Below are 22,264 nucleotides of genomic sequence, written 5' to 3'. Positions count from 1 at the left end.
ACATGATAATGAAGGATGTGAGTGCTCGCATGCGAGTTGGTGTCATCAGCATGGATGAACATGCGGCGGGGTGGAGCAGTGCTGCTTTGACAAAAGTCCCGAAACGCAATCGTCAGTCTGAACGGATCGCGACGCTTCGCGAGCGGGGCTATTCCGAACAGGAACTTGCCGAAACCCAGCGCCTGGACCGGCACAATCTCCTGCTCGTTCTGCTGACGCTGGCGGCGTTGTTGCTGGCGGCCAGCCTCTACGGGTGGCACATGTACGCCAATCCGGCCGGTGCAGCCGATAGCGACGTTGTAACGGAAAGCGAAGAAGGCTCGGGCGGCATTCTGTCCGGCGGGACCGTTGCCGATTTCTTCCGCTCGACCGTCGAAGCCGAAGAACCAGCGGCGATCGATGAAGATGATGCTACGACAACACCCAAAGCTGGCAGGGCAGCGAAGTCCGGCAAGTCAGAGGCGTCACCCGGTCCATTCATCCTGCTAGGCCCGCCGCCGGCCAGCGCACCGGTTGCGATACCCTTCGCCGGCCCCGACAAATCGGCGGTGCGGCGCACGACCGTGCGGGCCCTGAAAAGCGGAAAGGCTCGCATGTGGAAGGATAATGGCGAGCGCGGCTATGTCCTGGTGAGCGGTGCCACTGCCTATTCGGACCGCAACTGCCGTCAGGTGAGCTACACCCTTATTCCTGAAATTGGAGATCAGCGGACATCGCCCCCCGTCCAGTGGTGCGAAGTCAAACGCGGCGACTGGCGCGAAGACGCTTACAGCGGGCGCTGATCGTACGAATGACGCCTTGATTTTGACGCGAGCATGATTTGGGTTAGGGGCGGGGACCTTTCCGGAGATAAATGTGCTGCCGCGTGAAACGATTGCCACTGCCGACATACCCGATGGCGAAACACTTACGCTCGTTAGTCACGGGCGCGATTTTATCATCATGCTCGGCAGGGACGAACTCATGGGTACGCGCATGCAGTTCTCCGAAGAACAGCTTGCGGTGCTTACGCTGGCCGAACTCGATGCGCGGGCTCCGCGTATCCTCATCGGCGGCTATGGAATGGGCTTCACCTATCGCGCGGCACTTGCGGGCCTGCCGGAGAAGGGCACGGTCACCGTTGCCGAAGTCGTGCCGGAAATACTGGAATGGGCTGAAGGTCCGCTAGCCCATCTTACGGGCGATAGCCTTCAGGATCGCCGCGGGAACGTCGTGATTTGTGACGTCGCCGCCCTTATTGACGATGCGAACGACGGAACGAGCGCCAAATATCATGCCATTCTCCTCGACGTGGATAACGGCCCCGATGGGATCGTACGCGATGCGAATTATCGTATTTACAGCAAGACGGGGCTCGGCAAGGCGCGCGACGCACTGAAGCCAGGCGGCATTCTTGCGGTCTGGTCTGCTGCTCCCGATCACAGGTTCACCATGCGCCTGAAGGAAAGCGGTTTCGACGTGGAGGTGCGCGAAGTGCGCGCAAGGCCCAACAACAAGGGCCCGCGCCATACGATCTGGTTTGCCCGTAAGACTAGGGCTTGATCCTCACTCGTCCCAGAAAATCGCGTTTGCCGACAGGAACGCCTTTCATGCGCAGGATGTCATAGGCAGTGGCGCAGTGGAAATAGAAGTTCGGCTGACTGAAACTCAGCAGGAAGTCTTCAGCGGTAAAATCCATTCGGTTGCTTTTGAATTCGAACCGCATGGGTTGGCCGATGAACGCTTCCATGTCCTCTTCCGTCAGGCCGTTCATGAATTCGGTCGCTTGCGTCAGCTTGGTGCGCAAATCGCCGAGACTTGCAGGTGGCGGCGACAGGTCGGGGGAATAGACGCCGGCGCGTAGACCTTCGATCGACCCTTTCGTATGTTCGGCAACGCTCTTTATCTGATAGGAAAAGGGCAGCATGTCATCGACGATCCGAGCGCCGATGATGTCGGCATGGTCATGGCCGTGATCGTCGCACCATTGTTCTGCCGTGCCGACTAGATGCTTGGCTGTCCCAAGCATCTGGAGGGCGCTGGGCACATAGGCGGCGTGAAGTGACAATGGCATCGACTGGATCCTCTCTTGTTCGCTTGTGTCGACATCTAACTGACGTGTCACATATGCATCAATGAGGGATTTCGAAATTGCCCAAGCGCTAGCGTCCGACCCGGCAGATGTTCGGGCCCGTTTCGATAGGTCGTGAAACTATGCTCACCTTCTCCGCATCGCTGATGAAGGAGAAGGCGAGGAATTTTGACAGTTCGATCAGCGTACGCGCGGTCCGCCGAAGGGCAGGGGCGGAGGAGGACGGCGCGCGCCTCGCGGAAGCTGTGCCTGATACGCCCGGCCGCAATGTTCGACGCAGTAGGGGAAGCCGGGATTTACGGACTCCCCGCAGAAGTGGAAATCGGGCTCGCCAGGGTGACCCATGGGCCAGCGACATACCTTGTCCGACAGATCCAGCAGGCTCGTCTTGTCGGCGATCTCCGCACTTGGTTTGGCCGGCACCAGTCGGCGGGGCGGCGCCGGCGGGATAGGGGCCTGCTGGTCGCCCGGGCCCTGACGGAGAAAACCGCCCGGACCCACCGAAACGATCTTGGGCAGGTCCGAAGACTTGTTGGGCAGGGGCTGAGACGGGATTGAGGCATCGGGCGCTGGCGGCTGCGCCGCCGCAGGCTTCGCCGGAGCGATTGGAGCGGTCGGAGCGGGTTTCGCTGCAGGCTTTACCGGCTTCTTTGCGACCGGCTTGGGTGCAGCCGGTTTGGCCTTTACGGCAGGTTTCTTCTTCTCGTTCGCCTTGACTGGCGACGGACGTGATTTGAGGCCGAGGCGATGTGCCTTTCCGATCACGGCATTGCGGCTGACGCCGCCAAGTTCGTCGGCAATCTGGCTGGCGGTAGATCCGCCTTCCCACATCTTCTTCAGCGTTGCGATCCGTTCGTCGGTCCAGCTCATCTGCAGTCCTGTATCTCGTGTCTTGACGCCTCAGCTTGCAAGCTGGGACGCTTGGGCCTAGTCGCGGCCTCATGGTGGATCAAGCCCAGCCCGCATCGCCCGAAAACGAGCACCCGGACGCCTCTTTCGTAGAGGACCATGCCGGAGGGGAGGGCCGTTTTCCGCCGCGGGGACGCCCGGTGATCCGGGGGATCAACGGGATTGGCCTGTGGAGTCTCTATATTAAGGAGATACGCCGGTTTCTCAAGGTCCAGACGCAGACAATCTGGGCTCCAGCTATCACGACGCTGCTTTTTCTCGTGATATTTTCGGTAGCGCTAGGCCGTGGGGGGCGCGAAGTGCTGGGAGTGAACTTCCCGACCTTCGTCGCGCCGGGGCTGATTGCCATGGCAATGATGCAAAATGGCTTTGCCAATTCGAGCTTCTCGCTACTGTCTGGCAAGATTCAGGGAACCATCATCGACCTGCTGATGCCGCCCTTGTCCGAAGGCGAACTGATGGCGGGGATCGTCGGCGCTGCAATGACGCGCGCGGTTGCCGTGGGCTTCGTAGTGGCTGGCGCAATGCTGCTTTATCCCGGCGTCAACCTTGCCATGGCTCACCCATGGGCGGTGGTATGGTTTGGCCTGATGGGGGCGCTGATGCTTTCGCTGCTGGGTCTGGTCGCGTCCATATGGGCCGAAAAATTCGATCACAACGCGGCCATCACGAATTTCGTAATCGCTCCGCTCGCCATGCTTTCGGGCACGTTCTACATTATCGACCGGCTTGCGCCCGCATTTCAGTCCGTCAGCCGGGCAAATCCGTTCTTTTACGTGATTTCAGGCTTCCGTTACGGCTTCCTCGGTCAAAGCGATATCGGCGATGGAACGGCTGTAATGCTGGCTGGGCTCGGCCTTCTGGCGCTGAACGCGGTGCTGGCCTTCGTGACTTACCGGCTTCTTGTATCAGGCTGGAAGATCAAGAACTGATCGTAACGATCGATCAGTGCGTCATGCTGCGGCGCATGCGATAGCGACCGTTTTCGAACTGTTCGAAATACTGGTGCACATCGGGGTGCGAAACCGGCCCAGAGATCGAATCCGTCACCAGGTTCTGCTGGCTGACATAGGCGACGTAATCGCTGTCATCGCTTTCTGCGAGGAGATGGTAGAAGGGCTGATTGCGATCGGGGCGAATGTCTTCTGGAATGGCTTCGTACCATTCGTCGCTATTGGCAAAGACCGGATCGATATCGAAGATCACGCCGCGAAAATCGAACACGCGGTGCTTGACCACATCGCCGATGGCGAAGCGGCTTTTTACACGACGCGGAACGTCGATTGTGCGTCCAGCTTGGGCGGAAAAGTATTGTGTGCGATCCATGTGACTAGCAGATATGGGATAATTCGCGGCCCTTACAATGGGGAATGGCGGACGATCCCCCGAATTCTCGTGAAAAGGGCTTGGCAAGGGTGGGGCGCTCGGCTAATCGGCGCCCTCGCTTCGACCGGGGCCTTGTGCCCGAAAGCGCACCCGATACATGCGGAGAGGTGGCAGAGTGGTCGAATGCGCCGCACTCGAAATGCGGTATACGGGCAACCGTATCGAGGGTTCGAATCCCTCCCTCTCCGCCATAATTTCACGCATTTGCTCGTGTCGCTCGCGAACAGCGCAGCTGTGAGGCGTTATCAGCGTTGCCTTTTTCGCACAGCCGTGTGGGTACTGAAGCCGTTTCTCAGCTCAATGGTCGGGATAACCACAGCAAGACGCTGACTCCGTCTGCGTGAGCATTTTTCATAATTCCAATGTCGGGCTATTGTAATTTTTTTGCACGCTGTTATATGAAAATTGCCTGACGTCGTTTGCGACGGACGTTGATTGCCACCGACCGCGCTAAAGCACGGGGTTGGCACTAGTTCCATTTCATCCAAGTTGGCTCCGCTGCGGAATGCATCCGCGCGGATTATTTTTGTACGTAAGGATGGTTGTTTGGCGAAGGAAGAGCTCATCACGATGGAGGGCGCGATCGACGAGGTCCTGCCCGATGGACGTTTCGGCGTCACTCTCGATAATGAGCATCGCATTATCTGCTACACGGCGGGAAAAATGCGTCGCTACCGCATCCGATCGGTCGTTGGAGACCGCGTACATGTCGAAATGACACCCTACGATCTCAGCAAGGGCCGGATCGTCTTCCGCGAACGAACACCTGGGCAAGCGCCCGCCGGTGCGCGCAAGCGCGGCTACAGGCGCTGAGACTTTTAAGAAAGTGGCGGGATCAACCTGCCAGCACACAATTAATGAACACAATGAACGTGCGCGATGCGTCGCGCCCCAAGCTTTCGCTGCGCTATGGCGCGACCAACGCTCCGAGCGTGAGCCGTGAGCGAGACATTCCAGCTCCGATTGCGACCACCGAACTGCGACGTCTCGTCGCGACGATGATTGACTGAGCGCCCATCTTATTCGCGGCCGTGCACCAGCATTCCCGCCACAGCAGGAGAACTGACATGGACCTGAACCATCAATATGCCGAGCATCAGCGGGCGCTCATGGGTGCTGGATGCGCGGCGAACGATGATGATCGCCTCGCCAAATTGGCAACGGCGTCCCACATTGCCGGTCGCATCAGCGACTTTCAGCACGGATTGGGCGCTGCGGCAGCCTGTGCCTGGAGCAAGGCGCACTTGCCAATCCGGTTCCGATAACGGAAACCCCGTAACCCTAGCGTGGCGCGGTCCCAACCCATGCCAAGTCGTTGGCCTCGATCGATGCTTCAGTTTCTTGATGCGTCTCGAAAGAGGTTTCTCCCGGACTTGGGTTGAGGCAATGCCAGCCCCCCTATCCAAGCGGCGGACAGGGAACCGTGATCGGGGCGAGGGCCTGCTAATACCTTGTTAAATTTCCCGGACTTGTTACTTTGTCGACTTTGGAATGGAGTGGGCCATCGAAAATTCGCAAACCGCCGATGCTCCCTCCGCGACCGATCCATTGTCGGACAGGTATCTTGCAGAAGTATGGCGCCGCCAGCAGCAGATTCTCGGTCGCGTCGCGTTAGGGGGCGATCGCGAAGCGATACTGTCCGACATTGTCAGTCTGGCTGAAGAACAGACCGGCGATGGCATGCTGGCGTCGATCCTGCTGCTTTCCGAAGATGGAAAACATCTCGAACTGGGCGGTGCACCGAGCCTTCCCGATGAATACAACGCCGCCATCGAAGGCATGGAAATCGGTGAAGGCGAGGGGTCGTGCGGGACTGCGGCGGCACGGGGGCGGCCTGTTTTTGTCGAGGACATAGCGACCGATCCGCTCTGGGCCGATTTTCGCGAACTGGCCCTGTCTCACGGTCTGGCAGCCTGCTGGTCAGTGCCGATCAAAGCAGGTGACGGAAGCGTTCTCGGCACCTTTGCCAATTACTATCGCGAGCCGCGCCAACCGTCGGATCTCGACCGCGAGATTATCGAGGCAATTGCGCTCACAACATCGATCGCTGTCGAGCGGATCCGCCTCGAACGCATGCGGCATCGCGCCGAAGAGGCGAAGGGGCTTGTTCTCGAAGAGCTGCAGCACCGCGTGAAGAACGCCTTCTCACTTGCCCAAAGTCTCATCAATCTCAACGTGCCGGCAGCGCTCAGCGCCCGCGATCTGGCAGACAAGGTCAATGGCAAACTGCGTGCCATTGCGTCTGCCCAGGATTTGATCATCGTGCGAAATGCGGCGGGTCGCTCCGATGAAATGACATCCATCCGCACGCTGCTCGCGACGATATTGAGCCCTCTGGGATATGGCGATGTGGATGAGCGCATACGCTTGGCGGGGGATGATCAAACGGTCGATGCGCAGTCTTTATCGGGTCTGGCTATGGTCTTTCACGAACTTGCCACCAATGCGACGAAATATGGCGGTTTGAAGGACACTTCTGGCGTCGTTTCCATCGAGTGGAATACGGGTCCTGAAGGCTTGAAAATCGAATGGTCTGAAAGCGGAGGCCCTGCGACGGTCGAACCCGAAAGCCAGAACTTCGGCAGCCGGCTGGTGGCTTCCACCATCCGCCAGCTGGGTGCGACCATTGATCATGACTGGCGCAACGATGGGCTTCGCGTGACGATTGTTTTGCCGCGCTAGATTGTTGTCACCAGTTTGAATTCAGCCCGGCGACGCCAGCATTTCCTGTATCGCTGTGTGGACCGTGGTCGACGCGTAGGGCTTGGGATAGAATCGCGAACCTTCCGGTAGAGAATCCGCGCTGAGCGAGGCTCTTCCAGACGTCACAATAATGCCGATTTCCGGTCGACGTCGCGAAACCTCTCGCGCCAGCATAACCCCATCGAGATCGCCCGGCATATGCACATCGGTGAAAAGGATATTGATCACACCGCCGTCTGACAGCGCATCGAGTGCCTCCTGGCCATTCGCCGCCTCGATCAACCTGTAACCAAGAGCGCCCAGCTGATCGACCACATCCATACGGATGAGGACTTCGTCCTCCACCACGAGGATCACGGTGTTGGGGTTCTGCATGGGGACGATATCCTTCTCGGATAGCCCCTCCGCCTTGTGGAACGACATATCTCGAACGCCTGCGCGTACGCATACGTTCCCCAGTCGACTTTAAGATTCGAAGTGTATTGATCTTGAAGCACTTGAAACAAGCGAAATAGCCATTGCCGTCCCTCGGTGACGAACTAAACGCCCTTGAATTTGCGCCAATTGCCACGGTCGAAGATGATTTCGCGGGCGCAATTATGTCCGGGAGCACCTGTCACCCCGCCGCCGGGATGGGTCCCCGCACCGCACATGTAGAGCCCCTTTACCGGTCCCCTGTAGGCCCCGTGACCCAACACGGGCCGCGCGGACCACAACTGGTCCAAACTCATGTGGCCGTGCATGATATCGCCTCCGACCAGCCCGAACTTCCTGTAGAGCCCTTTGGGACTGAGAACCTGTCGCCCCAGGATGGAGGCGCGGAAGCCTGGTGCGACCGCCTCGACCGTATCGATTATGGTATCGGCCGCAGCATCCTCTTCATCGTCCCAATCGCGGCCATCGGGGAGTTCGGGTGCGAATTGCTGGCAAAACAGGCTCGCCACATGCTGGCCTGCCGGAGCCAGACTATCGTCGACCGTGCTGGGGATGAGCATTTCGACGATCGGTTTCTTGGACCAGCCCTCGGTCTTGGCATCGAGGAACGCCCTGTCCATGTAGTTCAGTGTCGGGGCGAGAATGATACCCGACCGGTGGTGCTCACCCGGATGAGGGAGCGCGGTAAACGTCGGTAACTCACTCAGCGCCACATTCATGCGGAAGGTGCCGCCGCCCGCCTTGAACCCGCGCATGCGGCGGCGGAAATCCTCGGGCTGGTGGCTCTCGTCCAGCATTTTACCATAGAGGAGTTTGGGGCCGACATTGGCGATGACCCGCGCCGCCGCGATTTCCTCGCCGCTTTCGAGCCGTACCCCTGCGACCTCATCGCCATCCACCAGAACTTGGGTCACCGGCGCCTCCAGGCTGATGTCGACATCCGCCTGCCGGCACACCTTGGCCATGATCTGCGTGATCGTGCCCATACCCCCGATCACATGGCCCCAGGCACCCTTGTTGCCATTTACCTCGCCAAACACGTGATGAAGGAGGACATACGCGCTGCCCGGCGTGTCGGGGGAGGCGTAGTTGCCAACTACGGCGTCAAAGCCGAACGCGGCCTTGACCGCTTCGCTCTCGAACCACTGGCCGAGAAAGCTCGACGCGGATTTCGTGAACAGATCGAGGATGTCGCGCTTGGCCGGGAGGTCGAGACGCGCCATGCCCCACCCTTGCGACGCCCCGGAAATCAGTGTGCGCAGGCCTTCGCCGACATTCGGCGGGCTCTTGAGCGCCAGGTCGCGGAGAACCGAAGCCACCCCTTCCAGCGCATCGTAATAGGCCGGGAGTGTATCGGCATCATGCTTGGAGAACTTGCGGAATTCGGCCTGTGTTCGTTCCAGCCCGCCGCCCAGTTTCAGATAGCCCCCGTCTTCCTGCGGAAGGAAATTGGAGATTGGACGCTCGATGACGGTGTAACCGTGCTCTTCCAGTCGCATGTCGCGAATGACTTTGGGCTGCAGCAGGCTGACGGTGTAACTTGCTATGGAATTTCGGAAACCCGGGAGGAATTCCTCCGTAACGGCCGCACCGCCCACGACATCGCGCCGTTCGACAATGCGGACTTTCAGCCCCGCGCGGGCGAGATAGAATGCGCATACCAGCCCGTTATGGCCTGCTCCGATGATGACGGCGTCATATCTACTGGCCATGTACGCTTGTCCGTATTAGCCCCGACCCCGGTACGACGGAACGCCCTGATCCGGTAGCCAAAGAGCCTCCGGCGGAGCGCCACTTTGCCAGAACACGTCGATCGGAATGCCACCGCGCGGATACCAATAACCGCCGATGCGCAGCCATTGCGGCTTCATTTCGTCGAACAGGCGCTGGCCGATGCCGACCGTCACATCTTCGTGAAAACCGCAATGGTTGCGAAAACTCCCAAGGAACAGCTTGAGGCTTTTCGATTCCACGATTGTTTCGCCGGGTGCGTAATCGATAACGATATGTGCGAAATCGGGCTGTCCCGTCACCGGGCAAAGTGATGTGAACTCGGGCGCCGCGAACCGCACGAGATAAAGCTGGCCTGCGCGCGGGTTCGCCACATAATCGAGTTCCGCCTCGTCCGGAGAGGTGGGCAAGCCAGTACTTACGCCGAGGAATTTGGGAGAAGGTGTGTCGCTCATGCCGCGCTCCTGCCGTGATGCGCGAAAATGCGCAAGCCGGGGCTTGGAACTGTGCGCTTAAGTACCTATTCAGCGCGCCTCCGCACAGTGGCGGGTTTAATCCGCGAAACGAACCGCATGAATCTTCGTACCCGCATTTCCATCCTGGCGTTTGTCGCGTCTTTACCGGCCATGGCGCACGCCCAGTCAGTAAACGATTTTTCGTTGGAACCTGCGCCAAGCCCAAGCGCCACCCCGCAAGCACAGGGGCCTGCGGATACGCAGAGGGGCGTGGAGATCCGTCCGCGTGCCGTTAATACCCCGACACCGACACCAACCCCGTCCTCGGCGCCCGCGCCGTTGGTGCCGGTCCAGCTTTCCGAACCGCGGCCTGTTCCTACAAGACAGGCCCCGCAGGCAAGTCCTCTCCCAACCGTGACGCCCCGCACGGTGGAAACGGTAGATCCGCAAGCCGAAGCACAGCCGACCCCGTCGCCATCCGAGCCGGCGAGCGAGCCGAGCGCTACAATCTTATCGCCAGCCTCACCGTCGCCGCAGCCGTTGCCGCCCGCACAACCGGCAACGAGTGATGACAATGGGGAAGACCTCCCCTGGTTGCCGATAGGCGGTATCGTAGCGCTGCTTACACTTCTCGGCGCAGGTTTTGTTATCTGGAACCGCCGCCGCGAAGCCGTCGTACCGGAAATCGAACGACCGCTGGTTGCCGCAGCGGGGCCCGTCGACGCGGTCCCGTTGGCGGATGCGTTGTCTGTACGGATAGAAAACGAAAAGCTCATCCGCAGCGCGGCCTTCGCCACGCTCAAATACCGGTTGACGCTGATCAATCGTACCAATGCTTCGCTAGCGGATGTCGTGATCGGCATAGACTTGGTTTCGGCTCATTCCGGTGCGCCGATGGAACAGCAGATCGCTACCAATGGCACGGTGCTCGAAAAACGCCACGAGGTTCCCCGGATCTCTCCGCGGCAAAGCGTCACCCTTACAGGGCAAGTCCAGCTCCCGCTCGCGCAGGCCCATGTGATCAGGCAGGGGCGCCACCCGCTACTGGTTCCGCTGATGCGGGTCAGGATAGACGGTCCGGGCGATGGGGCCCTGCTCAAGACGTTCGTGGTCGGGCAGGGCATGCCGGACGGCGGCCGCGTGCAACCCTTCAGGCTTGATGAAGGCCCGCGCAGTTACGAACCGATTGCCCAGCGCGAGCTTGCCTGAGTCGACTTCGCTTCATCCGCACGCTAACCGGGCGACGATGCATAGTCTCGTCTCGACCCAATGGCTTGCCGAACAATCCGGCTCTCCCGACCTGGTGATACTCGACGCGTCGGCTCATCTACCCGACAGCCCGCGTAATTCGGCCGCGGATTTTTCGGAAGGTCACATCCCGGATGCGCGGTTTCTCGACCTGACCAGCTTTGTCGATACGACATCACAGGTTCCCAAGGCGGTCCCTACGGCGGATCAGTTTGCCAGACGCCTGGGGCAGTTGGGGATCACCCCGTCGAGCCGCGTCGTGCTCTACGACGACAGCCAGATAAAAAGTGCAGCGCGCGCGTGGTTTATCTTTCGCCTCTATGGTTTCCGGAATGTCGCCATTCTGGATGGCGGGTTCTCGAGATGGAAACAGGAAGAACGTCCTGTCGAGGCGGGCCGGGCAACTTACGAACAAACAGAATTCCCTACCCCCTCCATAGCTGGCGCCGTTCGCGGCAAGGATCAGATGCTCGCAAACGATAGTTCTCGCGCCGAACAGATCGTCGATGCGCGAGACGCGGCGCGCTTTGCGGGGGAAGAAGGCAGCGGTTCGGAAGGTCATATTCCCGGGGCGGCGAACCTGCACTTCGCCAAACTCTTCGCTGAAGACGGAACCTACCGGTCGCCCGACAACATAACTGCTTTGTTCGCGGAATCCGGCGTAGATCTGGATGGTCCGGTCACCACTTATTGCAACAGCGGCATGACGGCGTGCGTTCTCGCGTATGGTCTGCATCTGGCAGGAAAAGACGATGTCGCCCTTTACGACGGCAGTTGGCTCGAATGGGGTGAGGACGCCGATACGCCGAAGGAAAAAGGGGCGGCGCAGTAGCGATGGCTGGGGGAAATGACGACAGCTACGCGCGGTCGACGCGTCTCGTAACGGTTGGCCGCTCTGGCGACTTTGCCGACAATGTCGTCAATCCGCCGATTTGGCGCGCAAGTACCCACCTTTATGCAAATTGCGCCGACCTCAAGGCGCGAAAAGCTCGTAACGAAGACGGGCAATTCTTCTACGGCCGCCGCGGCGCGCCGACGCAGTGGGCTCTGGCACAGGCGTTGACTGCGCTGGAGCCTGGGGCGGCGGGAACGGTCCTGTACCCCAGTGGCCTTGCGGCTCTGGCGGGGGCACTATTGGCCGTTCTGCGCAGCGGAGACGTTTTGCTCGTCGCCGACAATGCCTACGAACCTACACGCAATACGGCGATGGGACTGCTCAAGACCTTCGGTGTTGAGCATCGTTTCTTCGACCCTCTCGATCTCGAGGCGTTCGAAGCGGCGTTTTGCGATCGCACACGGGCCGTGATGCTCGAAGTGCCCGGCAGTCTGACCATGGAAGTCTGCGACATCCCAGCACTTACGCGAATAGCGCGAGACAAGGGCGCGGTCAGTCTCATCGACAACACGTGGGCCACGTCGCTCGGCTTTGAAGCTCTCGGGCATGGTTGCGATATCGCCATCACCGCGCTGACCAAGCATGTGGGCGGACATTCCGACCTTATGATGGGCGCCGCATCTGCAGGGGAGCGATGGTATCGGCGCCTGCGCCTCGGTGCGCAGCAGTTGGGCCATGTCGTGTCCCCCGATGATGCTGCGCTGGCTCTTCGGGGGTTGCGGACCATGGGCGTGCGCCTCGAGCAGCAGAGCAAGACCGCACTTGCGATTGCGCAATGGCTCGATGATCGCGACGAGGTCGCTCACGTTCTTTCGCCGATGCTGCCGGGAGGGCCGGGGCATGACCTATGGCAGCGTGATTTTACAGGGGGCTGCGGCCTGTTCAGCTTCGTATTGAAGGGCCGAGACGATGCCGACCGTTGCCGATTGATCGATGCCCTGCAATTGTTCGGCATTGGCTACAGCTGGGGTGGGTTCGAAAGCCTGGCCTTGCCGTTCGATGTCGATCCAGTCCGCAACACCATGCCGTGGCCGAAGGATGGATGGGGGCTTGAGGACCGCTTCGCCATCCGGCTATCGATCGGTCTTGAAGACAAGGACGATTTGATTGCCGACCTCACCAACGGTTTTGCGGCGATGAACGAAGGATAGACGTGCAGGGCGAAACCCCACCCGGCGATGGTGCGACACCCACCACGGCTCCCGTCGAACAGGCGTGGAGCCTTGCCGAGCCTGCTCAGGAGCAGGGCGGGCTGGACGCGGCCGACGGCGCGAGGGAAGCGCTGAGCTCGCGAAGCGAAACCGTGGAGTCTGTGGTCGATACGCTCGATGCCGTGGCCTTGTCGTTCGGAGAATTCAGAGTTTCTCTGTTCGATGTGCTGATGGTCAGTTCCGTCATCATCGGCGTTCTTGTATTCGCCTGGTTCGTCAGCAGGATGGCTCGACGCCTCGTCAGGCGGATGACGAGGCTGGACAACGCCCAGCAGTTGCTGGTCGAAAAGGTCGCCACGATCATCGTGTGGGCTATCGCCTTCTTCCTCGCGATCGATCTGCTTGGCATCGACCTCACCGCCCTGGCGGTGTTTTCCGGCGCTTTCGGCCTTGCGATCGGTTTCGGTCTGCAAAAGACCTTCGGCAATCTGATCGCGGGTATTATCCTGTTGATGGATCGATCGATCAAGCCGGGCGACGTGATCGCCGTGACGGACATGGCGGGCAATGAAAGCTTCGGGCAAATCCGCAAGATCGGCATCCGGGCCGTGTCGGTAACGACGCGCGACCAGCGCGAATATCTCATTCCGAACGAAAACCTGATGATCAATCAGGTCGAAAACTGGTCTTACTCGTCAAAGAATGTCCGTATGCAGGTGCCGGTTGGCGTCAGCTATGAAGCCGATATGAATCTTGCCGAAAAGCTGATGCTCGAAGCAGCCAAGAGCTGTGAACGGGTACTCAGCGCGCCGCCGCCCACAGTCTGGATGAAGGAATATGGCGACAGTTCGGTCAATTTCGTCATTCATTGCTGGATACAGGACCCGGAAGAAGGCGTCGGCAATGTGCGCAGTGTTGTGCTCAAGAAGCTGTGGTGGCTCTTCAAGGAACACGACATCGAAATCCCGTTCCCGCAGCGCGATCTGCATATCCGCTCCAGTGCCGATTTCGATCGTCTTATCGAAGTAATGGGGCAAGGCGCGATCGCGCCCACTCCGGCAAAAGAATAGATTGCCCCACGCACAGCGTCGGTTTCAAAATCTACCCTTCCTTGCCGCACACGCATTCTGATTGGCGCGAAAGGGCCCTAGTCCGCATCTTGCCACGATGGCTGATACCGGAACCATTTACCTTGTCGGCGCAGGGCCGGGCGACCCCGACCTGCTGACAATTCGCGCCGCGCGGTTGATCGAACGCGCCAAGATCATCGTGCACGATGGGCTCGTCGATCCGGCGATCATGGCGCTTGCGCGTGATGACGCGGAACTCATCTCGGTTGCGAAGCGCCGGTCTCATCATACTCTTCCTCAGGAAGCGATCAGCGACCTTCTGGTCCGCCTTGCGCGCTCCGGCGAGGACGTCGTGCGCCTGAAGGGGGGCGATCCCTTCATTTTCGGGCGCGGTGGCGAAGAGGTAGAGGTTGCCCGTGCGGCAGGTGTCCCGGTCGAAGTTGTGCCCGGTATCAGCGCTGCAAACGGCGCAGCCGCCGCATCGCAGATCGCGCTGACGCATCGCGACGCGTCGAGCATCGTGAGCTTCGTTGCGGGCCAGTGCAAAGGCCTGAAGGATCAGGATTGGGCAGGGCTGGCCGGTAAGGGCCGCACACTGGTAATCTACATGGGCGTCAAAACTGCGCCCATGATTGCAGAAAAGCTGATGGAGGACGGCCTTGCTCCCGATATGCCCTTGGCCATCATCGAAAACGGTACTCGGCCTGAAATGCGCGTGTTGCGCGGTTTGCTTGCCGGCTTGCCCGATTTGGTCGAGAACGAGAATGTCGTGAGCCCGGCCCTGATCGTGATCGGGGAAGTGACGGCACGCGACGACGTTGCGCTCGCGCTGGCAGCACAGGAGGCTGCGCGATGAGGCTCCTGACAGGAAACGATCTCAAGACCGGAGCGGTAACTTGGTGGACCGGTAAAGACTGGTCGATCCATATCGAAGAAGCCGTCGACGTGTCCGGCAACGAAGACGAGATCGCGCGCCGCGAAGAAGCCGCCCGCCGCGTGAATGTGCCATACGCCGTCGATGCCGAAATGCACGATGGCTCGCCGCGACCGTCGCACATCAAAGAGCGCGTTCGCGCACTTGGACCGACGGTCCGTCCCGACCTGACTCTCAAGCCTGCCGATCCGGAAATCGGCAACTGGGTGATCTGATGTATAAATATGACCAATACGACCAGGCGATGGTCGATGCCCGCGTCGAGGAATTCCGCGATCAGGCCCGCCGACGTCTCGAAGGGAAGCTGACCGAAGATCAGTTCAAGCCGCTCAGGCTGATGAATGGGCTCTATCTTCAGCTCCACGCCTACATGCTGCGCGTCGCCATCCCTTACGGCACGCTCGACAGCCGGCAGATGCATGCGCTTGCCGACATCTCGGACAAGTACGATCGCGGCTACGGCCATTTCACGACGCGCCAGAACATCCAGTACAACTGGATCAGGCTGGAGGACGCAGCCGACATCCTAGCCGACCTCGCCAAGGTGGAGATGCATGCGATCCAGACCAGCGGCAATTGCATCCGCAACATCAGTTCAGACCATTTCGCAGGAGCGGCGGCGGACGAGGTTGTCGATCCGCGCCCCTATGCGGAGATGCTGCGTCAGTGGTCCAGTTTCCACCCCGAATTCAGCTACTTGCCACGCAAATTTAAAATTGCCGTCATCGCCAGCGAAAAAGATCGTGCGGCGATGCGGTTGCATGACATCGGCATCAACATCGTGAAGAATGATGCGGGCGAGCTGGGGGCTGCGTTCTATGTGGGCGGCGGCATGGGCCGTACGCCGATGATCGCGCCCTGCATCAATCCGTTCGTTCCGCTGGACCAGCTGGTGACATATTGTGAAGCCTGCTTAAGGGTTTACAACCGGTACGGGCGACGAGACAACAAGTACAAGGCCCGGATAAAGATTCTCGTTCACGAGCTGGGCGCGGAGGAATATACCCGCCAGGTCGAGGAAGAGTTCGCGCATCTGCTCGAGCAGGGCGTGGAGCCGCCGCATGACGAACTCATGCGGATCATACGTATGTTCGAGGCGCCGAACACCGACCAAACGGCACCGAACGATATCGACCGTTCGGATCCCGATTTCGCGCTGTGGGTTGATCGCAACACCGTGGCGCACAAGGCCAGCGGATATGTGTCCGCCGTCATCAGCCTCAAGCCGGTTGGCGGGATCCCCGGCGATGCCACGGCAAAGCAGATGCACCTGATGGCCGATCTGGCGAAGGAATACAGTTTCGACGAACTGCGCGTGATGCACACGCAGAACATCGTCCTGCCGCATGTTCGCAAGGCCGATCTGCATGCTTTGTGGACCGCGCTGGACCAAGCGGGGCTGGGCAGCCCGAACCTCGACACGGTCGAGGACATCATCGCCTGCCCCGGGCTCGACTACTGCAGCCTTGCCAATGCCCGTTCGATCCCCATCGCGCAGAGGATTTCAGAGCGCTTCGCCGAGACCGGCAAGACCGGTACGCTGGGCGAACTCAAGCTGAAGATTTCCGGCTGCATCAATGCCTGCGGGCATCACCACGCGGGCCACATCGGCATCCTCGGCGTCGATCGCAAGGGCGTGGAGAATTACCAGCTCCTGCTCGGCGGCAGCGAAGCCGAAGATGTGAGCCTGGCCAAGATCACCGGCCCCGGTTTCGACGAGAACGGCATCGTCAACGCGGTCGAGACGGTCACCACGGTTTACGAGCGCGAACGTCAGGATGGCGAGCGCTTCGTGGACACCTATCGCCGCATCGGCATGAACCCTTTCAAGGAGGCGCTTTATGGCTGATACGTTGCGCTATCGCGAAGACGAGCCCGTCGATCACCCGGCGGTCACCGTCGATGCTTTTCTCGACCAGTCGAATGCATCGGCAGTCCGGATCGAACCGGGCGACGATGCCCGCGAACTGGTGCCCCATCTCGACCGGCTGGCGCTGGTCGAGGTGAACTTTCCCGCTTTCGGAGACGGGCGCGGCTATTCCTCCGCCCGCATTCTGCGCGAGGCGGGTTATGACGGCGAACTGCGTGCCGTGGGCGATGTCCTGGTGGACCAGCTCGCCTATATGCGCCGCTGCGGCTTCGACGCATTCGAGCCGGACCAGCAGTTCGACATGGACGACGTGGAAGCTGCATTCGATCGCTGGCCGGATGTCTACCAGAAGGCTGCGGACACGCGGACGCCGATCTGGGCAAAACGGCATTCATGAACGAACTGCGCGCCATCGACCGGCTCGACACGGGGCCCCGCTTTACGGAGCAGGACGCCATTCGCCTCAACCGCATGTTTCGCGGGACGGAGACGGAAGAATGGCTGCGCGCGGTAATCGAGGGTAGCCTCGCTGGCGATACGGCGGTGGTTTCCAGCTTCGGGGCGGAGAGTGCCGTGCTCCTACACCTCATTTCGCAGATCGACCCGAATGTGCCCGTGCTGTTTCTGGACACGGGCAAGCACTTCCCCGAGACGCTGGCCTATCGTGACGAACTGACCGACCGGCTGGGGTTCAGGCGCATCGATCTCTATCCCGAAATCGCCGATCTGAAGGCGCGTGACGAAAGCGGGCTCAGATGGTCGTACGACCCGGATGGCTGCTGCGAATTGCGCAAGGTCAGGCCGCTGGCCAAGGCGCTGGAAGAATACGATGCAAGCTTCACGGGTCGCAAGGCTTTCCAGTCGTCGACCCGCGCCAATCTGCCGCGTTTCGAAGTCGATACGTCCGATGCGCAGGGACGGCTGAAGATCAATCCGCTGATCGACTGGTTCGCCGACGACATCACCGCCTATTTCGAAAAGCACGATCTGCCACGCCACCCGCTGGTGGAGCGCGGCTTTCCCAGCATCGGCTGCATGCCGTGCACGCGGCCGGTGGCCGAAGGCGAGGACGCCCGTGCGGGACGCTGGTCCGGCTGGGACAAGGTCGAATGCGGTATTCACCGGCCTGGCGAGGAACCGTTCCTGTAAGGCAGCAAGTGGCGCCGACATGCAATTCGGCGCCACCCGTCAGACCAGGGCGCGGCGTTACATTCGTTCGACGGTCGCCGTTTCCCCATCGGCATTGGTCGATGTCCAGACGCCATCGGCGCCGACCGCTTCCGTGTTGCATTTCTCGGCACCCATATCGCCTTCCTCGCGATATTGTTCGTCGACCGTCCAGCAATAGTCCTGGGGCGATTTCTGGACCCAGCGGCCGGTCTCGACCACGGTGCCATTCGCATCGGTCTGTATGTATGTGCCGTCGGGCTTGAGTTCTTCCGTGAAGACATCGCCGCCTTCGGTAGTGACACGGTAGGTTCCCGGCGCAGGCTGGCCGTCGGCGGCCATGACTTGCGCAGGTTGCGTTGCAGCAGCTTGGGGAGCTTGCGCGGCAGGTTCCTGTTCGGCAGGCTTTGAACAGCCGGCGAGCGCGGTCGCTGCGGCGAGCACAATCAGATATTTCATGTAATGATCCTCCGTTCGCGACCCGATGGCGAAGGCGGATGTTTCCGTTCACGAGTCGCGACCCGAGAGGGCCGGTATAGGCTTAAAGCCCCGCGTAAGGAAATATGGGCCCGCTCTCGCGGCTGATCAAACCGCAGCAGAGAGTAACTGAATTTCCAAATTGGAAAGTCTACACTTGCCAAATTGGAAAGTGGCTGCCAGTGATTTTCCATATTGGAAAGTAAAGGAGTGCGAGGATGAGTGGTATGGCAGCTTTGGCGCTCGTCGCCGTATTGGCCGCACTGTCATGGATGTCTTGGCGCGATTCTCTCGACTACGCAGAATTCAAGCTGCTCACGGCGAGCATCGATCGTATTCGATTTTATCGTCGCTGGACCCTCATCCCCTTGGCCCTTTTCGGAATCGGCGGTTTCGGCTTGTTGCTTTCGCTCGGCAGGATCGACGCTCTCTGGGATCTGCCCGCCGACTTCACGAAACTGATCGCACCGTTCGAAGTTGCTCGCCAATCGGAAAACTCCGCGTCCGATTCACTTCTGGGAATGGCAATCGGGATAGCGCTTGGCTTAACGGTTCCGGCAATTATCTGGCGCAACCGTTTGAAGAAGATGCGGCAGCCTGTGATCGGCGACATCGAGGCTCTCCTGCCCCGCAACCGCAAGGAAATCGCTGCCAGCCTCCCATTGGCACTTAATGCGGGCATCAGCGAAGAAATCTTCTATCGGGTGGCTCTTCCGATACTGGCGCTGGAGGCCACCGGATCGGTTGTTGCTTCCATCCTGATTTCGATAGCGGCCTTCGGGCTGGCGCATTGGTATCAAGGGTGGAAAGGCGTGTTGGCAACAAGTGCGGTGGGTGCGTTTCTGTTCTGGCTTTACCTGTCGAGTGGATCGATTCTCAAGCCGATGGTGGTGCATGTTCTGATTGATTTGATGGGCCTGGTCATTAGGCCCGCCATTTCGCATTACCTGGCCAATCGCGATGGCGCGCCCGGTGGTAGCGTCAGCAACTGAGGCGGAGCGGAAGGGATGAGCAAGATTAACGATTCCAAAGCGGCGCTGGCCGCGCTCGACGCAACGAACGACAGGCTGGCCAATCACATGACCTGGCCCCTGTGGAGGCACATGGCTGGCGGTATGCTCATGACCGTGATTATCGCTGCAGCAGCGCTTCCACCAGCGTTTGCTGCCGCCGCTATGATCACGGCAATGGTTTTGGCGATCGTGATCGTTAGGGACGACAAAAAGCGTTATGGAATGTTCGTTAGTGGATATCAGCGCGGCCGGACCGGTTGGGTAGTGGCTGCCATCATCGTCCTGGCGCTGACGGCTTTCATTGTTGTTCTTACGCAGGTGCGAAGCGGGGTCCGGGATCCGGTGTTTTGGGTTACGCTGGCGGTTATGTTTGCGGGTACCTCCGTCCTCAGCCTGGTTTGGGAACGCGTTTATCGCAAAGATATCCGCGAGCGTCTTGTATGAGCGCAGTTCTGGACGATGTGCTCAATCCGCCAGCGCGCCTGCAAATCGCCGCAATCCTCGCGCGCGCCAACGAGGCTGAGTTCGCCATCATTCGCGACATAGTTGAAGTCAGCGACTCAGTTCTTTCCAAACATCTCTCGGCTCTGGCGGAAGCGGGGTATGTTTCGATTAAGAAAGTGCCAAGGGATGGCCGTCAACGGACCTGGGCCGCACTGACCGCCGAGGGGCGCCGCGCGTTTCGCCAGCATGCCAGAGCCTTGCAGGAAATGATATCGGCTGCGGACCGAAAGTTCAGCGACATTGCGACCACTTAGAGTTATAAAACAGCGTTTCACGTGTGTGGAAATGACGCGCCGTTAAGGGCGCACACTCGTCGCTTCGTCAAAATCTTTCGGCAAGTGCGGCGCATCCGTTCGTTCGACATTGCTGTCGAGGGCGGGCGGAATATTCCTTTTTCGCAGAATGTGCCCGCCGCGACTGAACCTTGCGTTCTGCTAGACACCCAACTTGCGAAGGTTCAGTTATTTGGGGGAGAGCCATAGCCGATTGACGGCACTTCTCGATTTACGGCTAAGAGCAGACATTCCGCTATCGACCCCAACTCTGTCATTCGACAATGACTTCGGCTTTTCCAAAAGCCGTCATTAGCCGCGTCCCCTAAATACGTCCTAGCGAGCTGACCTAACGCTTCAATCATAGCCGACGCATTTAGGATGGCTAAGTCGCATTAAGTAACAATTTGATTCCTAATCGGAGACCGGCGGCAGCATGAGCGCCGCCATCAAGGATTCGTACTCGGGGCAATCGACCGTTTCACAGCGGATTTGGATTGAGAGATGTTCGGGATATTCGTTGACGTTCCCGACAAGGGCCATCAACGCTTGACCATTGCCATCAGGGCGTTGGATCGCTGCCGCGCGTCCGTCGAGCGTTGTTGCGACGAAGCCTATTCGGTCGGAGACCGAATCGTAGCGTCCGTCGCGCAACTCCATGAAGCCACGCTCCTCGCCTTTGTAGGACAAGGTCGCTTGGTTGCCGGTCTGGCCAACGGGGCTCATTGACCAGTCGCCGTCCGCGAGCGCGCAACAGTCGGCGATAGTGCCGGTGGTCTCATGGGTAGAGGTCACCATCGTCTGATCTGCCTGCTCGCAGCCTGCTAAGACGGTTGCCATGAGCAGGGGAACGAGCATGGTACGCAAGCTATGTCCCATAAATACCTCGTATCGCGGCCCGTTCGTCGGCACAAAGTGTTCTACGCACTTCGGCAAAGGTTTGATAGTAATACATCGAACAGGCTTGGGTGTAAGTGTGATCAAGGCCAAGAGCGTGGCCCAATTCAAGCGCAACAAAAGCGGACCGGTTGTTAACGACGCCCTTGCAGACATTGGGCTTGAGCGGTCGTGATATTTTCTCCATTATACGACAGCCGAAAATAGAGTGGCAGGTTGGTAGCTCCTGCACCCACATCAGGGTTCTTCTCAGCCGCGGCGTTGACCCAACTTGTTTGGGGAGGCGCTGGCTGTTTTTTTTCGCGTCTCCCCGGCTCATGCCGAGGAATCCTAAATGTCGCTTTTCTATACCATTGCACTGGCGTCCGCCGCCTTGTTTGCCGGTGCGGCAGCTTATATCAGTCTGGTCGAACACCCGGCCCGCCTGTTGCTGGACGACAGACCGCTACTCACGCAGTGGCAATCAAGCTACGCGAAAGCGCTCCCGATACAGTCCGGCTTGGCTATTATCGGCGGTGTATGCGGATTGGCGGCTTGGTATTTATCGACCCAATGGTTGTGGATCGCTGGAAGCATCGCACTTCTTGGTAACTGGCCGTTTACCATCATAGCAATCATGCCGACGAACAAACGACTTCAGGCCGTTCATCCAGAACAGGCAGGCTCCGACACAAGGGCCCAGCTTGTGGCCTGGGGGCGCCTTCACGATATAAGAAGCCTGCTCGGGCTGGCCTCGACAGTGCTTTTCGCGATAGCCTTGATGGCGACGATGTAGCGGCAGATCCGCACAGATATTCGTCGGATCAGTTGCTGGCGACAAGTCAGCCGAGAATTTGGCCGAAACCTGAAACCCCCAAAAAGAGGGCCGATAGAGATAGTTGAGAAACCGCCGGAACCGGCCGTTGGCGGGCTGTCGCTGATGATGACGCCCCACAGGGCGGGGAAATGGTGCCGGCTAGAGGAGTCGAACCCCTGACCTGATGATTACAAATCAACTGCTCTACCAACTGAGCTAAGCCGGCGACCGGAGAGCGCCTTTCAAGCAAAGGCTTTCAAAAGTCCAGCCCCATTGCGAC

Annotated in this window: 29 protein-coding genes and 2 tRNA genes; 20 read left to right on the top strand and 11 right to left on the bottom strand. The window is 59.6% G+C overall.

Annotation, left to right across the window (positions count from 1 at the left end):
• The first annotated feature begins 29 nt into the window (after positions 1-29).
• The gene (locus AC13F2_RS16395) at positions 30-782 is read left to right on the top strand and encodes a hypothetical protein (RefSeq protein ID WP_482964812.1); all 753 of its coding nucleotides are present in this window, start codon (positions 30-32) and stop codon (positions 780-782) included.
• Positions 783-855: 73 nt separating this feature from the next.
• On the top strand, positions 856-1,542 hold the full coding sequence (locus AC13F2_RS16390) for a spermidine synthase (protein WP_482964813.1): 687 nt from the start codon (positions 856-858) through the stop codon (positions 1,540-1,542).
• Here the strand turns inward: AC13F2_RS16390 and AC13F2_RS16385 are convergent.
• The gene (locus tag AC13F2_RS16385; protein ID WP_482964814.1) at positions 1,532-2,053 is read right to left on the bottom strand and encodes a DUF1993 domain-containing protein; all 522 of its coding nucleotides are present in this window, start codon (positions 2,051-2,053) and stop codon (positions 1,532-1,534) included. The genes AC13F2_RS16390 and AC13F2_RS16385 overlap by 11 nt on opposite strands.
• A 198-nt stretch (positions 2,054-2,251) precedes the next feature.
• Complete coding sequence (locus tag AC13F2_RS16380) at positions 2,252-2,941, bottom strand: GcrA family cell cycle regulator (RefSeq protein WP_103024242.1); 690 nt, start codon at positions 2,939-2,941, stop codon at positions 2,252-2,254.
• A gap of 71 nt (positions 2,942-3,012) precedes the next feature.
• Here AC13F2_RS16380 and AC13F2_RS16375 point away from each other — a divergent pair, with 71 nt between their 5' ends.
• Positions 3,013-3,912, top strand: coding sequence for an ABC transporter permease (locus tag AC13F2_RS16375; RefSeq protein ID WP_482964815.1), 900 nt, complete (start codon positions 3,013-3,015; stop codon positions 3,910-3,912).
• A 13-nt stretch (positions 3,913-3,925) separates the two neighbouring features.
• Here the strand turns inward: AC13F2_RS16375 and hspQ are convergent, their stop codons facing one another.
• Positions 3,926-4,306 (bottom strand): heat shock protein HspQ, encoded by a 381-nt coding sequence (gene hspQ / locus AC13F2_RS16370; RefSeq protein WP_103024244.1) that lies wholly within the window; start codon positions 4,304-4,306, stop codon positions 3,926-3,928.
• Positions 4,307-4,467: 161 nt separating this feature from the next.
• Here hspQ and AC13F2_RS16365 point away from each other — a divergent pair.
• The 3 genes from AC13F2_RS16365 to AC13F2_RS16355 all read left to right on the top strand — a co-directional run bounded on the left by AC13F2_RS16365 (position 4,468) and on the right by AC13F2_RS16355 (position 5,376).
• Positions 4,468-4,557: transfer RNA gene (locus AC13F2_RS16365), tRNA-Ser, on the top strand.
• A 355-nt stretch (positions 4,558-4,912) separates the two neighbouring features.
• Positions 4,913-5,179: a translation initiation factor IF-1 gene (gene infA / locus AC13F2_RS16360; RefSeq protein WP_103024406.1), complete on the top strand. Its 267-nt coding sequence runs from the start codon at positions 4,913-4,915 to the stop codon at positions 5,177-5,179.
• 44 nt (positions 5,180-5,223) lie between these two features.
• A complete protein-coding gene (locus AC13F2_RS16355; RefSeq protein WP_158246642.1) occupies positions 5,224-5,376 on the top strand; it encodes a hypothetical protein in 153 nt (50 codons plus the stop codon).
• A gap of 9 nt (positions 5,377-5,385) precedes the next feature.
• Here the strand turns inward: AC13F2_RS16355 and AC13F2_RS16350 are convergent, their stop codons facing one another.
• Entirely contained in the window at positions 5,386-5,568 is a 183-nt protein-coding gene (locus AC13F2_RS16350; RefSeq protein ID WP_482964816.1) for a hypothetical protein, read from the bottom strand.
• Positions 5,569-5,857: 289 nt separating this feature from the next.
• Between AC13F2_RS16350 and AC13F2_RS16345 the strand changes: the two genes are divergently transcribed.
• Complete coding sequence (locus tag AC13F2_RS16345; protein ID WP_301641501.1) at positions 5,858-7,048, top strand: sensor histidine kinase; 1,191 nt, start codon at positions 5,858-5,860, stop codon at positions 7,046-7,048.
• Positions 7,049-7,069: 21 nt separating this feature from the next.
• Here AC13F2_RS16345 and AC13F2_RS16340 read toward each other — a convergent pair whose 3' ends face one another.
• From AC13F2_RS16340 to queF, 3 genes are all read right to left on the bottom strand, one after another.
• Positions 7,070-7,492 carry a response regulator gene (locus tag AC13F2_RS16340; protein WP_482964817.1) on the bottom strand — a complete coding sequence of 141 codons (423 nt, stop codon included), beginning with the start codon at positions 7,490-7,492 and terminating at the stop codon, positions 7,070-7,072.
• A 116-nt stretch (positions 7,493-7,608) separates the two neighbouring features.
• A complete protein-coding gene (locus AC13F2_RS16335) occupies positions 7,609-9,216 on the bottom strand; it encodes a phytoene desaturase family protein (RefSeq protein ID WP_482964818.1) in 1,608 nt (535 codons plus the stop codon).
• 15 nt (positions 9,217-9,231) lie between these two features.
• On the bottom strand, positions 9,232-9,690 hold the full coding sequence (gene queF / locus AC13F2_RS16330) for a preQ(1) synthase (protein WP_103024249.1): 459 nt from the start codon (positions 9,688-9,690) through the stop codon (positions 9,232-9,234).
• Between the two features lie 540 nt (positions 9,691-10,230).
• Between queF and AC13F2_RS16325 the strand changes: the two genes are divergently transcribed.
• The 9 genes from AC13F2_RS16325 to AC13F2_RS16285 all read left to right on the top strand — a co-directional run bounded on the left by AC13F2_RS16325 (position 10,231) and on the right by AC13F2_RS16285 (position 18,007).
• The gene (locus tag AC13F2_RS16325) at positions 10,231-10,899 is read left to right on the top strand and encodes a hypothetical protein (RefSeq protein ID WP_482964819.1); all 669 of its coding nucleotides are present in this window, start codon (positions 10,231-10,233) and stop codon (positions 10,897-10,899) included.
• Between the two features lie 37 nt (positions 10,900-10,936).
• Positions 10,937-11,770: a sulfurtransferase gene (locus AC13F2_RS16320; protein WP_482964820.1), complete on the top strand. Its 834-nt coding sequence runs from the start codon at positions 10,937-10,939 to the stop codon at positions 11,768-11,770.
• A gap of 2 nt (positions 11,771-11,772) precedes the next feature.
• On the top strand, positions 11,773-12,984 hold the full coding sequence (gene metC / locus AC13F2_RS16315) for a cystathionine beta-lyase (protein WP_482964821.1): 1,212 nt from the start codon (positions 11,773-11,775) through the stop codon (positions 12,982-12,984).
• A 2-nt stretch (positions 12,985-12,986) separates the two neighbouring features.
• On the top strand, positions 12,987-14,054 hold the full coding sequence (locus tag AC13F2_RS16310) for a mechanosensitive ion channel family protein (RefSeq protein ID WP_482964822.1): 1,068 nt from the start codon (positions 12,987-12,989) through the stop codon (positions 14,052-14,054).
• Positions 14,055-14,151: 97 nt separating this feature from the next.
• Positions 14,152-14,910: a uroporphyrinogen-III C-methyltransferase gene (gene cobA / locus AC13F2_RS16305; RefSeq protein WP_221598638.1), complete on the top strand. Its 759-nt coding sequence runs from the start codon at positions 14,152-14,154 to the stop codon at positions 14,908-14,910.
• The gene (locus AC13F2_RS16300) at positions 14,907-15,203 is read left to right on the top strand and encodes a DUF2849 domain-containing protein (protein WP_103024254.1); all 297 of its coding nucleotides are present in this window, start codon (positions 14,907-14,909) and stop codon (positions 15,201-15,203) included. Before cobA ends, AC13F2_RS16300 begins: the two co-directional genes overlap by 4 nt.
• On the top strand, positions 15,203-16,837 hold the full coding sequence (locus AC13F2_RS16295) for a nitrite/sulfite reductase (RefSeq protein ID WP_482964823.1): 1,635 nt from the start codon (positions 15,203-15,205) through the stop codon (positions 16,835-16,837). The genes AC13F2_RS16300 and AC13F2_RS16295 overlap by 1 nt, the downstream gene beginning before the upstream one ends.
• Positions 16,830-17,255 carry a DUF934 domain-containing protein gene (locus AC13F2_RS16290; protein WP_482964824.1) on the top strand — a complete coding sequence of 142 codons (426 nt, stop codon included), beginning with the start codon at positions 16,830-16,832 and terminating at the stop codon, positions 17,253-17,255. Before AC13F2_RS16295 ends, AC13F2_RS16290 begins: the two co-directional genes overlap by 8 nt.
• The gene (locus AC13F2_RS16285; protein WP_482964825.1) at positions 17,252-18,007 is read left to right on the top strand and encodes a phosphoadenylyl-sulfate reductase; all 756 of its coding nucleotides are present in this window, start codon (positions 17,252-17,254) and stop codon (positions 18,005-18,007) included. The genes AC13F2_RS16290 and AC13F2_RS16285 overlap by 4 nt, the downstream gene beginning before the upstream one ends.
• A 57-nt stretch (positions 18,008-18,064) precedes the next feature.
• On the opposite strand, the gene AC13F2_RS16280 is transcribed toward AC13F2_RS16285, so the two are convergent.
• Positions 18,065-18,484 (bottom strand): hypothetical protein, encoded by a 420-nt coding sequence (locus tag AC13F2_RS16280; protein ID WP_482964826.1) that lies wholly within the window; start codon positions 18,482-18,484, stop codon positions 18,065-18,067.
• 245 nt (positions 18,485-18,729) lie between these two features.
• Here AC13F2_RS16280 and AC13F2_RS16275 point away from each other — a divergent pair, with 245 nt between their 5' ends.
• Genes AC13F2_RS16275 through AC13F2_RS16265 form a run of 3 tightly spaced genes read left to right on the top strand, consistent with a single transcriptional unit; the run spans position 18,730 to position 20,273 of the window.
• Positions 18,730-19,494, top strand: coding sequence for a CPBP family intramembrane glutamic endopeptidase (locus AC13F2_RS16275; RefSeq protein ID WP_482964827.1), 765 nt, complete (start codon positions 18,730-18,732; stop codon positions 19,492-19,494).
• Positions 19,495-19,509: 15 nt separating this feature from the next.
• Positions 19,510-19,959, top strand: a complete 450-nt coding sequence (locus AC13F2_RS16270) for a hypothetical protein (RefSeq protein WP_482964828.1) — start codon at positions 19,510-19,512, stop codon at positions 19,957-19,959.
• The gene (locus tag AC13F2_RS16265) at positions 19,956-20,273 is read left to right on the top strand and encodes a transcriptional regulator (RefSeq protein WP_482964829.1); all 318 of its coding nucleotides are present in this window, start codon (positions 19,956-19,958) and stop codon (positions 20,271-20,273) included. The genes AC13F2_RS16270 and AC13F2_RS16265 overlap by 4 nt, the downstream gene beginning before the upstream one ends.
• Before the next feature lie 432 nt (positions 20,274-20,705).
• Here the strand turns inward: AC13F2_RS16265 and AC13F2_RS16260 are convergent, their stop codons facing one another.
• Together AC13F2_RS16260 and AC13F2_RS16255 are read right to left on the bottom strand one after the other, a co-directional pair.
• Positions 20,706-21,158, bottom strand: a complete 453-nt coding sequence (locus AC13F2_RS16260) for a hypothetical protein (RefSeq protein WP_482964830.1) — start codon at positions 21,156-21,158, stop codon at positions 20,706-20,708.
• 1 nt (position 21,159) lies between these two features.
• Complete coding sequence (locus AC13F2_RS16255; RefSeq protein WP_482964831.1) at positions 21,160-21,507, bottom strand: matrixin family metalloprotease; 348 nt, start codon at positions 21,505-21,507, stop codon at positions 21,160-21,162.
• 15 nt (positions 21,508-21,522) lie between these two features.
• Between AC13F2_RS16255 and AC13F2_RS16250 the strand changes: the two genes are divergently transcribed.
• Positions 21,523-21,963, top strand: a complete 441-nt coding sequence (locus AC13F2_RS16250) for an anthrone oxygenase family protein (protein WP_482964832.1) — start codon at positions 21,523-21,525, stop codon at positions 21,961-21,963.
• 171 nt (positions 21,964-22,134) lie between these two features.
• On the opposite strand, the gene AC13F2_RS16245 is transcribed toward AC13F2_RS16250, so the two are convergent.
• Positions 22,135-22,210: transfer RNA gene (locus AC13F2_RS16245), tRNA-Thr, on the bottom strand.
• Between the last annotated feature and the right edge of the window lie 54 nt (positions 22,211-22,264).

The organism is Qipengyuania sp. L-5Y (assembly GCF_056859455.1).
The sequence above is the reverse complement of the archived record's forward strand: the minus strand, read 5'-3'. Positions and strand labels throughout refer to the sequence as shown.